General features: G+C 63.2%; 15 protein-coding genes. 11 read left to right on the top strand and 4 right to left on the bottom strand.

Annotated features, from left to right (window positions below):
* Positions 1–23 precede the first annotated feature (23 nt).
* A complete protein-coding gene (gene coaBC / locus M622_RS25560; protein ID WP_021248426.1) occupies positions 24–1,220 on the bottom strand; it encodes a bifunctional phosphopantothenoylcysteine decarboxylase/phosphopantothenate--cysteine ligase CoaBC in 1,197 nt (398 codons plus the stop codon).
* A 93-nt stretch (positions 1,221–1,313) separates the two neighbouring features.
* On the opposite strand from coaBC, the gene radC reads away from it, so the two are divergent.
* The 3 genes from radC to rpmG all read left to right on the top strand — a co-directional run bounded on the left by radC (position 1,314) and on the right by rpmG (position 2,540).
* Positions 1,314–1,991 carry a RadC family protein gene (gene radC / locus M622_RS25555; protein ID WP_021248425.1) on the top strand — a complete coding sequence of 226 codons (678 nt, stop codon included), beginning with the start codon at positions 1,314–1,316 and terminating at the stop codon, positions 1,989–1,991.
* A gap of 121 nt (positions 1,992–2,112) precedes the next feature.
* Complete coding sequence (rpmB, locus tag M622_RS25550; RefSeq protein ID WP_021248424.1) at positions 2,113–2,349, top strand: 50S ribosomal protein L28; 237 nt, start codon at positions 2,113–2,115, stop codon at positions 2,347–2,349.
* 23 nt (positions 2,350–2,372) lie between these two features.
* Complete coding sequence (gene rpmG, locus M622_RS25545; protein ID WP_021248423.1) at positions 2,373–2,540, top strand: 50S ribosomal protein L33; 168 nt, start codon at positions 2,373–2,375, stop codon at positions 2,538–2,540.
* Between the two features lie 150 nt (positions 2,541–2,690).
* Here rpmG and M622_RS25540 read toward each other — a convergent pair whose 3' ends face one another.
* Entirely contained in the window at positions 2,691–2,894 is a 204-nt protein-coding gene (locus M622_RS25540) for a cold-shock protein (protein ID WP_021248422.1), read from the bottom strand.
* A gap of 392 nt (positions 2,895–3,286) precedes the next feature.
* On the opposite strand from M622_RS25540, the gene clpS reads away from it, so the two are divergent.
* The 4 genes from clpS (at position 3,287) to aceA (ending at position 8,168) form a co-directional block, all read left to right on the top strand.
* On the top strand, positions 3,287–3,595 hold the full coding sequence (gene clpS / locus M622_RS25535; protein WP_021248421.1) for an ATP-dependent Clp protease adapter ClpS: 309 nt from the start codon (positions 3,287–3,289) through the stop codon (positions 3,593–3,595).
* Positions 3,596–5,872 carry an ATP-dependent Clp protease ATP-binding subunit ClpA gene (gene clpA, locus M622_RS25530; RefSeq protein WP_021248420.1) on the top strand — a complete coding sequence of 759 codons (2,277 nt, stop codon included), beginning with the start codon at positions 3,596–3,598 and terminating at the stop codon, positions 5,870–5,872.
* A gap of 177 nt (positions 5,873–6,049) precedes the next feature.
* Positions 6,050–6,526: a ribonuclease E activity regulator RraA gene (gene rraA, locus M622_RS25525; protein WP_021248419.1), complete on the top strand. Its 477-nt coding sequence runs from the start codon at positions 6,050–6,052 to the stop codon at positions 6,524–6,526.
* A 328-nt stretch (positions 6,527–6,854) separates the two neighbouring features.
* Positions 6,855–8,168, top strand: coding sequence for an isocitrate lyase (gene aceA, locus M622_RS25520; protein ID WP_021248418.1), 1,314 nt, complete (start codon positions 6,855–6,857; stop codon positions 8,166–8,168).
* A 125-nt stretch (positions 8,169–8,293) separates the two neighbouring features.
* On the opposite strand, the gene M622_RS25515 is transcribed toward aceA, so the two are convergent.
* On the bottom strand, positions 8,294–8,857 hold the full coding sequence (locus M622_RS25515; RefSeq protein WP_021248417.1) for a Spy/CpxP family protein refolding chaperone: 564 nt from the start codon (positions 8,855–8,857) through the stop codon (positions 8,294–8,296).
* Positions 8,858–9,053: 196 nt separating this feature from the next.
* Here M622_RS25515 and M622_RS25510 point away from each other — a divergent pair, with 196 nt between their 5' ends.
* The 4 genes from M622_RS25510 (at position 9,054) to M622_RS25495 (ending at position 12,603) form a co-directional block, all read left to right on the top strand.
* Positions 9,054–9,821 (top strand): response regulator, encoded by a 768-nt coding sequence (locus M622_RS25510; RefSeq protein ID WP_021248416.1) that lies wholly within the window; start codon positions 9,054–9,056, stop codon positions 9,819–9,821.
* Positions 9,818–11,152: an ATP-binding protein gene (locus M622_RS25505; protein WP_021248415.1), complete on the top strand. Its 1,335-nt coding sequence runs from the start codon at positions 9,818–9,820 to the stop codon at positions 11,150–11,152. Before M622_RS25510 ends, M622_RS25505 begins: the two co-directional genes overlap by 4 nt.
* 152 nt (positions 11,153–11,304) lie before the next feature.
* The gene (locus M622_RS25500; RefSeq protein ID WP_031346425.1) at positions 11,305–12,147 is read left to right on the top strand and encodes a DMT family transporter; all 843 of its coding nucleotides are present in this window, start codon (positions 11,305–11,307) and stop codon (positions 12,145–12,147) included.
* A gap of 93 nt (positions 12,148–12,240) precedes the next feature.
* On the top strand, positions 12,241–12,603 hold the full coding sequence (locus M622_RS25495; protein WP_021248413.1) for a SpoIIAA family protein: 363 nt from the start codon (positions 12,241–12,243) through the stop codon (positions 12,601–12,603).
* A 23-nt stretch (positions 12,604–12,626) separates the two neighbouring features.
* On the opposite strand, the gene murI is transcribed toward M622_RS25495, so the two are convergent.
* Positions 12,627–13,460 (bottom strand): glutamate racemase, encoded by an 834-nt coding sequence (murI, locus tag M622_RS25490; protein ID WP_021248412.1) that lies wholly within the window; start codon positions 13,458–13,460, stop codon positions 12,627–12,629.
* Positions 13,461–13,462: the final 2 nt, after the last annotated feature.

The raw sequence follows: 13,462 nt of genomic DNA, 5'->3' as shown, positions 1-13,462 counted from the left end.
GTTCAATGCGGCACGCCCTGAGCTCAGCGCACCACTGTCGCCAGCATGCTGGCCAGATGTTCGACAACGCTGCGCGCGAGCTCGGACTTGGATGCACGCGGCAAAGGATGACGGCCAGCATCGTCGTACAGCACGATCAGGTTGTCCTCCGCCCCCATGCCATCCTGCACCAGGTTGCCCACCAGCAGCGGCAGCCGCTTCTTGCTCCGCTTGTTTTCGGCATAGGCGTCGAGATCCTGGCTTTCCGCCGCAAAACCGACACAGAAGGGGGCGTCCGGCAAGGCCGCCACCTCCGCCAGGATGTCGGGATTCTGAGTCAGCGCCAGGGTCAGGACGTCGTCCTTTTTCTTCATCTTGTGAGGCGCCACTTCGAGCGGCCGATAATCCGCCACCGCGGCGACGCTGATGAACACCTGCGCTCCAGGCAAGGCCGCGAGCACCGCAGCGCGCATGTCGCGCGCGCCCGCAACCGGCACGCAGCGCACCCCAACCGGCACCGGCAAGGCCACCGGCCCGCTGACCAGCACCACCTCTGCGCCCGCCTGCGCGCAAGCACGGGCGAGTGCGTAACCCATCTTGCCCGAGCTGATGTTGGTGATACCGCGCACCGGGTCGATGGCTTCGAAGGTCGGCCCCGCGGTCAGCACCACCTTGCACCCGGCGAGACGCTTGGCAACGAAATGGCCTTCGAGCCGCTCGAGCAGCTCTTCCGGCTCGAGCATCCGCCCCATGCCGGTCTCGCCACACGCCTGCTCACCCGCACCGGGACCGAACACGGTGACGCCGTCTGCACGCACCAGGCTCACATTGCGTTGCGTGGCCGGCGCCTCCCACATCTGACGGTTCATCGCCGGGGCCACGATGAGCGGCACATCGCGTGCAAGACACAGCGTCGTCAGCAGGTCATCCGCGCGCCCGTGGGCGAGCCGGGCGATGAAATCAGCGGTTGCCGGCGCCACGAAGATGGCATCGGCATCGCGACCAAGATCGATATGCGCCATGTTGTTCGGCATGCGAGGGTCCCACAGGTCCGTCCACACCGGATTGCCGGACAGCGCCTGGAAGGTGACGGCCGTGACGAAGCGCGCGCCGGCCTCACTGAGCACGACATGAACTTCGGCTCCGGCCTTGCCCAGCAGACGCACGAGCTCGGCCGCCTTGTATGCGGCGACGCCGCCGGTCACACCCACCACGATCTTCCTGTGCTGCAGAGTATTCATGACATTCGCTTATAATGCTGCAGCACAGGCTGCATCCATTGAGACATCCCCGGGCAGGGAGCCCACCCCTCCTCGCGCCACGAAGGAACACCCATGGCAATCACCGACTGGCCGGCCGCGGAACGACCACGCGAAAAACTGCTCGCACGGGGCGCCGGCGCCCTGTCGGACGCGGAACTGCTTGCACTCTTCCTGCGCGTCGGCATCCGTGGCCACACCGCAGTCGACCTGGCGCGCCAGCTGATCGCCCATTTCGGCAGCCTGACACGCCTGTGCGCAGCCAGCGCGAGCGATTTTTCTGCCTTGCCCGGCATGGGGCTGGCAAAGTATGCCCAACTGCAGGCGGTCATGGAACTGGCCCGACGCGCGCTGGGAGAGACGCTGGTCGAGCGTACGTTGTTCGACTCACCTCAGATCGTGCGCGATTGGCTGCGATTGCGCCTTGGCCACCTCCCGCACGAAACCTTTTGCGTCCTGCTGCTCGACGCCCGCCACTGCCTGATCGATGCGGTCGACCTGTTTCGCGGCACCCTCACGCAAACAAGCGTCTACCCGCGCGAAGTCGTCAAACTCTGCCTTGCGCGCAATGCAGCAGCAGTGATTTTCGCCCACAATCACCCCTCCGGCGCAGCCGAGCCGAGCACCGCCGACGAACTACTCACCCGCACACTGAAGGACGCGCTCGCTCTGGTCGATGTGCGCGTCCTCGACCATTTTGTCGTCCCCGCGCATGGTGCGCCGGTCTCATTTGCAGAACGCGGCTTGCTGTAACGCACAAAACAGGGTCTAATCCTCTCCCACCGAGCAAGATCCACTTACGACACTTGCCTTCCTTGCCGAGGATGCAGTATTCTCGTGCGCTTTCCGAAATCAGAATTCCCTGGAGCATCGAATGGCTCGCGTCTGCCAAGTGACCGGTAAAGCACCGATGGTGGGAAACCACGTTTCCCACGCCAATAACAAAACCAAGCGCCGCTTTCTGCCGAACCTGCAAAATCGCCGGTTCTGGAGCGAAGGCGAAAACCGCTGGATCCGCCTGCGCGTTTCCAATGCAGGTCTGCGCACCATCGACAAGAAAGGCATCGACGTCGTCGTTGCCGAGCTTCGCGCCCGTGGCGAGAAGCTGTAAGCACACACTGAACGGAGAAGGCCATGGCCAAGGGCGTCCGCGAGAAAATCAAGCTGGAATCGACTGCCGGTACGGGTCATTTCTACACCACGTCGAAGAACAAGCGCACCTCCTCGGGAAAGCTTGAATTCAACAAGTATGACCCGGTCGTACGCAAGCACGTGCCGTACAAGGAAGTAAAGCTGAAGTAAGCTTCGTCGGCTGGCGCATGACATTACGTATACGCCGGGCGATGTGTAAGCTCTGACTTCAGAAAGCAGAAGGGCCATCGATCACTCGATGGCCCTTCTGCTTTCCGGCACCGGCACGACGGGTGCCGGGCATACCGCAAACGGTCGGAATCAGGCGCGCTGGATGTTGGAAGCCTGCTTGCCCTTGGGACCTTGCGTGACGTCGAAACTGACTTTCTCGCCCTCTTTCAGAGTCTTGAAACCACCCATGGTGATGGCGGAGAAATGCGCGAACAGGTCTTCACTGCCGTCGTCGGGCGTAATGAAGCCGAAACCCTTGGAATCGTTGAACCACTTCACGGTACCAGTTGCCATATTGCTTCTTTCCTTCAAGGTTGCTTGATCCGATCGGAACCCCGACCATCAATTTGGCGCCACGAGCAACTTGAAGAAGTACGAAACGCACCCCATATCAAGCTCAAGCCTGCGCACGGCCTAGCTTTTACGCAGTTGACTTAAGGCCGTCAACGGTTTGCTGGACACATTTTCTTGCGGCAACGCAACAAGAAAACCCGGCCCACCCGCCTTTGAAAAGGCTGATTTTTCATCATTCACGCGCACTTGCAACTTATGCCGCGGCGCACGATCAGTGTTGCGTATACACCGCGGCACCCGTGCATGTCGGCGACGAGTGTGCGGCACGCCGACAAGGAGCGGTGGAAATCTCCTGTGTTGCACTCGGCGACGACTCCATTAGAATGAAATTCATGGGTATCCGGAAACAAGACGAACTCGTCCTCGAGGCGAAGCGGACGCGCACCCGTCCGCCGCCCCTGTACAAGGTGCTTCTGCTCAACGATGACTTCACACCCATGGACTTCGTGATCATCGTTCTGCAGAAATTTTTCAGCATGGATCGCGAACGTGCCACGCGAGTCATGCTCCAAGTCCACAGAGAGGGCATCGGGGTGTGCGGCGTCTTTCCGCGAGACATCGCAACGACCAAGGTTGAACAGGTCGCCTCATTTGCTCGTCAGCATCAACATCCGCTGGCATGCGTGATGGAGGAAAACTGAATGATCGCGCAAGAGCTTGAAGTCAGCCTGCACATGGCTTTCGTGGAGGCACGTCAGAAGCGTCACGAGTTCATCACCGTCGAGCACCTGTTGCTCGCGTTGCTGGATAACCCCTCGGCGGCAGAGGTGCTGCGCGCCTGCGCCGCCAACATCGAGGAATTGCGGCGGGAACTGACCAATTTCATCAACGAACATACGCCGCGCCTCGAAGGCAGCGATGAGATCGACACGCAACCGACGCTCGGCTTTCAGCGCGTCATCCAGCGCGCCATCCTGCACGTGCAGTCGTCGGGCAAGAAAGAGGTGACGGGCGCGAACGTGCTGGTCGCGATCTTTGGCGAGAAGGATTCGCACGCGGTGTACTACCTGCAGCGACAGAACATCTCGCGTCTGGACGTCGTCAACTTCATCTCCCACGGCATCGCCAAGGTGCCTCCGCAAGGCGCAGGCACGCCCGGCCGCAGCGACGGCGAACAGGGGGGCGAACAGGAGCAGGAGGACAAGCCGGCTGGCGGCGCACTCGAGAGCTACACCCTGAACCTGAACCAGCAGGCCCTGGTCGGCAAGATCGACCCGCTCATCGGGCGCGAGAAGGAAGTCGAGCGCGTCATCCAGACCCTTTGCCGCCGCCGCAAGAACAATCCGCTGCTGGTGGGCGAGGCGGGCGTGGGCAAGACCGCCATCGCCGAAGGGCTCGCGCATCGCATCGTCGAAGGCCGTGTGCCCGAGATCCTCAACAACGCGCAAGTGTACTCACTCGACATGGGTGCGCTCCTGGCCGGCACCAAGTACCGGGGCGACTTCGAGCAACGTCTGAAGGCGGTGCTCAAGCAACTCACCGAGAACCCCAACGCCATCTTGTTCATCGACGAGATCCACACCTTGATCGGTGCAGGCGCGGCGTCGGGCGGCACGCTTGATGCCTCCAACCTGCTCAAGCCGGCGCTGTCCTCGGGCCAGCTCAAGTGCATCGGGGCGACCACTTACAACGAGTTCCGCCAGATCTTCGAGAAGGACCACGCGCTCTCGCGTCGCTTCCAGAAGATCGACGTGGTCGAACCTTCGGTCGCCGAGACGATTGAAATCCTGAAGGGTCTCAAGAGTCGCTTCGAGGAACACCACGGCATCAAGTATTCCAGCTCGGCGCTGTCGAGTGCGGCAGAGCTGTCGGCCAAGTACATCAATGACCGCCACCTGCCTGACAAGGCCATCGACGTCATCGACGAGGCCGGTGCTGCCCAGCGCATCCTGCCGAAGTCGAAGCAGAAGAAGACCATAGGCAAGAATGAGATCGAGGAGATCGTCGCCAAGATCGCACGCATCCCGCCGCGCACCGTGTCCAATGACGACAAGGCTGCACTGAAGACGCTGGAACGCGACCTCAAGAACGTGGTGTTCGGCCAGGGCGCCGCCATCGAGGCGCTCGCAAAAGCGATCAAGATGTCGCGCTCCGGACTGGGCAATCCGCAAAAGCCGATCGGCTCCTTCCTCTTCTCCGGGCCTACCGGTGTCGGCAAGACTGAAGTCGCACGTCAGCTCGCCTACACGCTGGGCATCGAACTGGTGCGCTTTGACATGTCCGAGTACATGGAGCGCCACGCGGTGAGCCGGCTGATCGGTGCGCCACCGGGCTACGTCGGCTTTGACCAGGGAGGCCTGCTCACCGAGCAGATCAGCAAGAAGCCCCACTGCGTGCTGCTGCTGGACGAGATCGAAAAGGCGCACCCCGACATCTACAACATCCTGCTGCAGGTCATGGACCATGGCACGCTCACGGACAACAATGGTCGACAGGCGGATTTCCGCAATGTGATCATCATCATGACCACCAACGCAGGCGCCGAGGCGATGCACAAGTCGGTGATCGGCTTCTCCACCAAGCGTGAAGCCGGTGACGAGATGGCCGACATCAAGCGCTTGTTCACACCGGAGTTCCGCAACCGGCTGGATGCGATGATCTCGTTCAAGGCGCTTGATCACGAGGTGATTCTGCGCGTGGTGGAGAAGTTCATCATGCAGCTCGAAGCTCAGCTGCACGAGAAGAAGGTGGATGCGCACTTCACCGACGAGCTCAAGGCCTGGCTGGCCGAGAGGGGCTTCGACCCGCTGATGGGCGCGCGCCCGATGGCGCGGCTGATTCAGGACACGATCCGTTCCGCGCTGGCCGACGAACTACTCTTCGGCCGCCTGGTGAACGGCGGCAAGGTGACGATCGACCTCGACGAGGAAGAAAAGGTCAAGCTGGTGTTCGAGGAAGCGGAGACCGCAACCGCCTGAGCTCCTTTGCGCGCGGCCAGCACAAACGGCGTGCCCTTCGCGGGGCGCGCCGTTTTTTTGCCTGCAAGCTCGCGTCGCCGACGGGGCGCTGAATTATCATGCGCGCTGCCTGAAGGGCGCCCTGCCTGAGGGGCGCCCTGCCTCATTCATTCACCTCGCCATCGACAAGGAGCGATCATGGACATTCACACCGCCGACCTCTGCGACACCCACGACCAGCTGAGCGTCGTCAGCCCGATGTTCAAGAGCTACGGTGGGCACAGCGCATTCGGTGGGCGCATCAGCACCCTGAAGATCCACGAGGACAACTCCTACGTGCGCAAGGCCGTCGAGTCGACCGGCGAGGGCCGTGTGCTCGTCATCGACGGCGGCGCCTCGATGCGCTGCGCCCTGCTCGGCGACCAGCTTGCCGAGCTCGCGGTCAAGAATGCTTGGGCGGGGATTATCGTCTACGGCTGCATTCGGGACTCGAAAGCCATCGGTGCGATGGAGATTGGCGTATTCGCGCTCGGCACCCACCCGTGCAAGACAGTCAAGCGCAATGTCGGCGAAGCCGACGTGCCGGTCAGCTTTGGCGGCGTCACTTTCACGCCCGGTCACTACCTGTATGCCGACGAGGACGGAGTCATCCTGTCAGCACGCGCCCTGATCTGAACGAGCTCACTTTTTCTGATCGCGGACGAGACACCCCCTGCGCGTCCAGCACGATGCAGTGCAGCACGGCCGCAGGCAAATCTCATTTCACAGCGATCACTTCCGTTTCACTGATTGAAACGGAAGACATAATTCACTGTTTTAATTACGCAAACTTTTTTCTTATGTCTTATATAAGACATATTGCTGCTACGCGGAATGCCTCTTATACTTCACACCATCGGTGATGCACTCCGCTTTTCAGCAAGCTCACCCCAGGAACACCGCGGTCCACGCTCGAACTGACCGCAAACCTTGACCCCTCCTGCTCTTTTCATAAGGAAACATCATGACCATGACCCGCGAACAGCAAATTGCAGCCCTGGAAAAAGACTGGGCCGAAAACCCGCGCTGGAAGAGCGTCAAGCGCGGCTACTCCGCGGCTGACGTCGTCCGCCTGCGTGGCAGCCTGCAGCCCGAGCACACCTTCGCCCAGCGCGGCGCCAAGCTGCTGTGGGAGCGCGTCAACGGCAGCGCCAAGAAAGGCTATGTGAACGCCTTTGGCGCCATCACCGCCGGCCAGGCCATGCAGCAGGCCAAGGCGGGTCTGGAAGCCGTGTATCTGTCCGGCTGGCAGGTTGCCGCCGACGGCAACACCTCCGAGACCATGTACCCCGACCAGTCGCTGTACGCCTACGACTCGGTGCCGACCATGGTTCGCCGCATCAACAACACCTTCAAGCGCGCCGACGAGATCCAGTGGTCGCGCGACATCAACCCGGGCGACAAGGACTACATCGACTACTTCCTGCCCATCGTCGCCGACGCTGAGGCCGGTTTCGGCGGCGTGCTCAACGCTTTCGAGCTGATGAAGAACATGATCACCGCCGGCGCGGCCGGTGTGCACTTCGAAGATCAGCTCGCTGCGGTGAAGAAGTGCGGCCACATGGGTGGCAAGGTGCTGGTGCCGACCCAGGAAGCCATCGAGAAGCTGCTCGCGGCCCGCTTTGCCGCCGACGTCATGGGCGTGCCGACGCTGATCCTGGCGCGCACCGACGCTGAAGCGGCGAACCTGATCACCTCCGATCACGACGCCAACGACAAGCCCTTCCTCACCGGTGAGCGCACCCAGGAAGGCTTCTACCGCGTCAAGAACGGCCTCGAGCAAGCCATCAGCCGCGGCGTCGCCTACGCCCCCTACGCCGACCTGGTGTGGTGCGAGACCGGCACGCCCGATCTGGGCTTCGCCCGCGAGTTCGCGCAGGCCGTGCATGCCGCCTGCCCGGGCAAGCTGCTGTCCTACAACTGCTCGCCGTCCTTCAACTGGAAGAAGAACCTGGACGACACCACCATCGCCAAGTTCCAGGACGAGTTGTCCGCGCTGGGCTACAAGTATCAGTTCATCACCCTGGCCGGCATCCACATCAACTGGTTCAACACCTTCCAGTTCGCCCACGCCTATGCGCGCGGCGAAGGCATGAAGCACTACGTGCAGATGGTTCAGGAGCCGGAATTCGCCGCGCGCGAGCAGGGCTACACCTTCGTGTCGCACCAGCAGGAAGTGGGCGCAGGCTACTTCGACGACGTCACCACCGTGATTCAGGGCGGCACCTCCTCGGTGAAGGCGCTGACCGGCTCGACCGAAGAAGAGCAGTTCCACTAAGCTGAACCGTGCCCCGCCCGAGAGCGGGAATATTGAAAAAGGCCATCCCCCGGGATGGCCTTTTGTGTTCAGCACCTCATGAGCGCAGGCGGCCTTCGCCCTCTTTCAATCAGTGCATGCTGCGCTTAGCCGCGGCCGGATCGCATTCCAGCACCACCGCCGCCGCCGGCACCACTACCGTCACGCAGGCCGCGCTCACCCATGCCATCCCTGGGCCCCATCTTCTGGAACTCCGCATCAAACACGATCTTCTGTGCCTCGCCCAGAGTCGCATAGAAAGTCTCGACGGTCTTGCGGGCCTCAGCCATCTCGCTCTGACGCAGCTTGCCCATTTCTTCCATGCGCTGCATGCGCTCGACCGCAGTCGCCGGTCGCGTGCCCGTGCGACGCTCGGCCATGGCGCTCGCCATGCGTTCGGCACGTGCCTTCATCTCCGCCTTGAAGGTGTCGAAAGCCGGCTTCTGCGCAGGGCTCAGCACGAGTGCCAACTCGAGACGCGCGAAGTGCAGATCAATACGCTGCGCCATCCTTTCTTCCATCTGCTCCGGTTCCATCTGCGACCAGCCGCCCATGCCGCCGCGCGGGCCGCTGCCATCACAGTGCCCACCCCAGGCCAGTGCGGCAGAAGCGCCCAGGGCACCGGTGGCGATGATGGCGACGGCGATCGAAGTCTTGATTGAATTCTTCATGATGTCTCTCCTTGCAGGTTGGTATCGGCTGCGCCCCAAGCTTTGGGCGACGAGACCATTGGAACATCCCGATGTGTGCGGCGTTTGTCAGGATGGGACAGATTTGCAGCCTTCTGTCTCTGAGGCCCGGTTTGATACGCTGGGATACAAAGCCAGCCCGCCACGGGCTTACCATTGGTCTCAAGGAGAGCCTGCAATGAGCCAACAAGACCACATCCTGATCGTCGATGACGATCGTGACATTCGCGGGCTGCTCGCCGATTATCTCGAAAAGCAGGGGCTGCGCTGCACCACGGCGGCCGACGGGCGCGAGATGAAGGCGGCGCTGGAGCAGCACCGCATCGACCTCATCGTACTCGACATCATGATGCCGGGCGAGGACGGCCTCACCCTGTGCCGCAACCTGCGCGCAGCCGGCGGCCCGCCCGCGAACACACCCATCCTGATGCTCACCGCACGCGGCGACGACATGGACCGCATCCTCGGCCTTGAAATGGGCGCTGACGACTACCTCACCAAGCCCTTTGTGCCGCGCGAGCTGTTCGCCCGCATCCGTGCCGTGCTGCGTCGCACCCGTTCGCTGCCACCCAACCTCGACACCGCAGCACCTTCCAATGCGCGCGAACTGCACTTCGCGCAGTGGCGTCTGGACACCGTCAACCGCCACCTGATCGACGCAGATGGCACGGTGGTCGCGCTGTCGGGTGCGGAATACCGCATGTTGACGATCTTTCTGTCGCACCCGCAGCGCGTGTTGTCGCGCGACCAGTTGATGGAACTGACGCAGGGGCGCGAAGCCGAGCTCTTCGACCGCTCGATCGACCTCCAGATCAGCCGCCTGCGCCAGCGTCTGGGCGACAACGCGCGCGAACCCACCATCATCAAGACCATACGCAACGAGGGCTACGTGCTCGCCGTCGAAGTCAGCACCGTAGCGCCCGATAGCACACGGAACAGTCCATGAAGCTGCCCTGGCTCCACAGCCTGTTTGCGCGCCTGATGCTGATCCTGATCGTCGGCATCATGATCGTGCTCGCCGTCAGCTTCACCCTCTTCGTCGGCGAGCGCGAGCGCCTCGGACGCGCCGCGCTGTTCGAGAGCGTGGCGCAGGAAATTGCCACCAAGGTGGAGGTGCTCGACCGCCTTAGCACCGCCGAGCGCGAGCAGTGGATAGATCAGCTTGGCCGCCGACGCCTGCGTCTTGCGCTGCGCCAGCCCTCGGAGCCGCTACGCCCCCTGCCTGACGGACACCCCCTGCCGGCGGCCTTGCGCGCGGCCATGCCCGAGCGCACCAGCGCCGCCTATGCACACGAGCGCCCGGGCATGAAACACCCCATCATCATCGCCGTGGTGCATCTGGCCGACGGCACCCCCTTGCAGGTACGTCTGCCCGGAATCCCGCCCGGCCCCCACCTCCGCAACCCCGAGCCCGCCCGTCTGTTCGCCGCGCTCGCCGCCCTGATCGGCGGCGTCGGCCTGCTGACCTGGTTCGCTGTGCGCCTCGCGACCCGTCCGCTGTCTCGCATGGCCGAAGCCGCGCGCGCCCTCGGCGAAGACCCTGAGCGCGCACCCATGGATATCCGTGGCCCAACCGAAGTCAGCCAGGCCGCGCAAGCCTTCAACCAGATGCAGCAACGCATGCGCGAGCACGTCAGTGAGCGCACCCGCATCCTCGCCGCCATCTCGCACGACCTGCAAACCCCGATCACACGCCTACGCCTGCGCGCGGAACTGCTCGATGACGAGCCATTGCGCACTCGTGTCCAGGCCGACCTCGACAGCATGCAGGCGCTGATCAAGGAAGGCCTGGTCTATGCGCGCAGCCTGGACGACGCCGCCCCCGCGCAGGCGGTCGATGTCGACAGCCTGCTCGAGGCCTTGCGCGAAGACGCGCTCGACATGGGTTGGAAGATAAGCCTCAGCGGTAGCGTCGGTGTGCCCGTGCTCGCACGCCCGACTGCCGTTCGCCGCGCGTTGTGGAATCTGATCGAGAACGGGGCGAAGTTCGGTGGCGCGGTCGAGATTCAGGTCTCCTCCACGCCCCAGATGATAGAGATCCGCATCCGTGACCACGGCCCCGGCCTCCCGGAATCCGAGCTGGAAAAGGTATTCGAGCCCTTTTACCGCCTGGAAACCTCGCGCAACCGCGACACCGGCGGCACCGGCCTGGGGCTTGCGATCGCACGCAACCTGCTGCGCCGCCAGCAAGGCCAGGTCCACCTCCATAATCATCCTGCGGGGGGATTGGAAGCCGTCGTGGTGCTGCCACGCAAGCCCGGCTCGAGCGCGGCCTGAGCCCGGCATCCGTCACCCCCGCAGGGGTGCCGCGCACGGCATCGGGCTGAGCCGCCCGCCTTCATCGCGCCTGCGCTGCCCGGCTACCGCTCACGCAGGGCCGCAGTGTGATTCAATACCTGCCCGTATCGCTGCACTGCAAGGTGCGCTTCATGCCCGCTCTCTGGATGCTCGTCTCCTGCCTGTTGTTCGCCTGCATGGGCGTATGCGTCAAGCTGGCTGCGGACAGCTTCTCGACCGGCGAAGTCGTGTTCTATCGTGGCCTCATCAGCATGCTGATGATGGTCGGGCTCGCCCGCAGCCAGGGCATCCGCTTACGCACCCCGCACTGGCGCATGCACGTTTCGCGCAGCGTTTCAGGCTCGATCGCCTTGAGCTGCTACTTTTTCGCCATCGGCGCGCTGCCCCTGGCCACCGCGGTCACACTCAACTACACCTCGCCCCTCTTCGTTGCCCTGCTGCTGGCTGTCGTCTTTCGTGAACGCCTGGGATGGGCTGGACTGCTGTCGATCGGGGTCGGTTTTGCAGGTGTCGTGCTGCTGCTGCGCCCTAGCCTGACGTCCGAGCAATGGCTGGGGGCGCTTGTTGGTCTGAGCTCGGGGGCGATCGCAAGCGTGGCCTACATCAGCGTGCGCGAATTGGGTCGGGTCGGTGAATCCGAGGTCCGCACCGTGTTCTGGTTCTCACTGGTCACGCTGCTGTTCGGTCTTGCCGCGGCCCTGCATGCGGGCCCGCATCTGCCCGATGTGCAGGAGTTCTTCATCGTGTTGGGTGTGGGCGTCTTCGGCGGTCTCGCGCAACTGGCAATGACGCGCTCCTACCGCTACGGCCATACGCTGGTATCGGCCAACCTCAGTTACGCCACAGTGGTGTTCGCAAGCCTGTTCGGCGCCGTACTGTGGGATGAACGCATGCCGTGGTCGAGTTGGGTGGCGGTCGCGCTGATCGTCTCCAGCGCGGTCATGATCTCCCTGCGCGCGCGCCGCAAGGCGTGATTTGCCGGGGACGGAAGGCAAGCGGGCTGATTGAGCCAAAGCGGGCCGGGGGCTATAGTAGAGGCCAGCCAGTCAGGCGTCACGGAGACCATGATGATCAACATCGAACACCACGACAAGCTCGTCGCCATCACCATATTTGGTGAATTCGCGCTGGCCGATTACAAGGAGTTCGAGGAGCTGGTCACTTACAAGATCCAGTTCGGCGGGCCGATCGATCTGCTTCTTGACCTGCGCCAGATGGCAGGCTTCACCCTGGATGTAGCTTGGGAAGAGATCAAGTTTTCGCGTCGTCATGCGCGCGACTTCCGCCGCATCGCGGTGCTGACCGATGACCAGTGGTTGACCTGGAGCGCCTGGGTGACGCAACTCTTCGTTGATGCCGAAGTGCAGGTCTTTGAACGCGAGATCGACGCGCGGGACTGGCTAGACACAGCGGCTGAAGCCGCCTCCTGAGCGTCGCCCCCCAACTCGCAGGCCTACCAGTCGACCTTTTCCACCTCACCCAGCGAGCGCCCGAGAAAGCGCTCGCCAATCGTCTGGAAACGCAGCGGCACATCACTGACCACGAAGTGGTAGACCGCTGGCCCGCCACCCGCGCGCGTCAGCCCCGACTGCTGCAGGCACTGCGCCGCCAGCTCGGCCGTGGTGAGCGCTGAATCAATGAGACGCACCTGCGGCCCCGCCACGTCGCGCAGCAGCGGTTTGAGCAGCGGGTAGTGCGTGCAACCGAGCACCAGGCTGTCGACCTCTTCGGCGAGCACCGGACGCAGATACTCCTGCGCCGTCAGGCGCGTCACCGCATGGTCCAGCCAGCCCTCCTCCACCAGCGGCACAAGCAAGGGACAGGCCTGGGAATAGACCCGGACCGTGGGATCGAGCTCGTGCATGCGACGCGCGTAGGCGTTGCTGTTGATGGTGGTGGGAGTGCCGATCACACCGATGCGCCGCCCGCTCGAGCCCGACACCGCAGCGCGTGCACCGGCCTCGATCACGTCCAGCACCGGGATGTCACGCGCCAGCCGACGAACGACGTGGGCTGCCACCGCCGCCATCGTGTTGCAGGCAATGATGAGCATCTTCACGTCGCGACGCAGCAGGTAGTCGGTGATCTGCGCGCTGAACTGCTCTATCGTGGCCACCGACTTCACGCCGTAGGGCACGCGCGCAGTGTCGCCAAAATAGACGATGCTCTCCAGCGGCAGGCGCTCCATGAGCGCACGCACGACGGTAAGACCCCCCACCCCGGAGTCGAACACGCCGATCGGACGGGCCGCGTCGGCTGCGCTCACCACAGCACGCCAGCGAGGCATGG

Source organism: Thauera terpenica 58Eu, from assembly GCF_000443165.1.
GTDB classification, from domain to species: domain Bacteria; phylum Pseudomonadota; class Gammaproteobacteria; order Burkholderiales; family Rhodocyclaceae; genus Thauera; species Thauera terpenica.
The sequence above is the reverse complement of the archived record's forward strand: the minus strand, read 5'-3'. Positions and strand labels throughout refer to the sequence as shown.

What these genes read in the sequence shown, in the direction of transcription:
- coaBC (WP_021248426.1), bottom strand. Translation starts at nt 1,220, where the DNA reads ATGAATACTCTGCAGCACAGGAAGATCGTGGTGGGTGTGACCGGCGGC.
- radC (WP_021248425.1), top strand. Translation starts at nt 1,314, where the DNA reads ATGGCAATCACCGACTGGCCGGCCGCGGAACGACCACGCGAAAAACTG.
- rpmB (WP_021248424.1), top strand. Translation starts at nt 2,113, where the DNA reads ATGGCTCGCGTCTGCCAAGTGACCGGTAAAGCACCGATGGTGGGAAAC.
- rpmG (WP_021248423.1), top strand. Translation starts at nt 2,373, where the DNA reads ATGGCCAAGGGCGTCCGCGAGAAAATCAAGCTGGAATCGACTGCCGGT.
- M622_RS25540 (WP_021248422.1), bottom strand. Translation starts at nt 2,894, where the DNA reads ATGGCAACTGGTACCGTGAAGTGGTTCAACGATTCCAAGGGTTTCGGC.
- clpS (WP_021248421.1), top strand. Translation starts at nt 3,287, where the DNA reads ATGGGTATCCGGAAACAAGACGAACTCGTCCTCGAGGCGAAGCGGACG.
- clpA (WP_021248420.1), top strand. Translation starts at nt 3,596, where the DNA reads ATGATCGCGCAAGAGCTTGAAGTCAGCCTGCACATGGCTTTCGTGGAG.
- rraA (WP_021248419.1), top strand. Translation starts at nt 6,050, where the DNA reads ATGGACATTCACACCGCCGACCTCTGCGACACCCACGACCAGCTGAGC.
- aceA (WP_021248418.1), top strand. Translation starts at nt 6,855, where the DNA reads ATGACCATGACCCGCGAACAGCAAATTGCAGCCCTGGAAAAAGACTGG.
- M622_RS25515 (WP_021248417.1), bottom strand. Translation starts at nt 8,857, where the DNA reads ATGAAGAATTCAATCAAGACTTCGATCGCCGTCGCCATCATCGCCACC.
- M622_RS25510 (WP_021248416.1), top strand. Translation starts at nt 9,054, where the DNA reads ATGAGCCAACAAGACCACATCCTGATCGTCGATGACGATCGTGACATT.
- M622_RS25505 (WP_021248415.1), top strand. Translation starts at nt 9,818, where the DNA reads ATGAAGCTGCCCTGGCTCCACAGCCTGTTTGCGCGCCTGATGCTGATC.
- M622_RS25500 (WP_031346425.1), top strand. Translation starts at nt 11,305, where the DNA reads ATGCCCGCTCTCTGGATGCTCGTCTCCTGCCTGTTGTTCGCCTGCATG.
- M622_RS25495 (WP_021248413.1), top strand. Translation starts at nt 12,241, where the DNA reads ATGATCAACATCGAACACCACGACAAGCTCGTCGCCATCACCATATTT.
- murI (WP_021248412.1), bottom strand. Translation starts at nt 13,460, where the DNA reads ATGCCTCGCTGGCGTGCTGTGGTGAGCGCAGCCGACGCGGCCCGTCCG.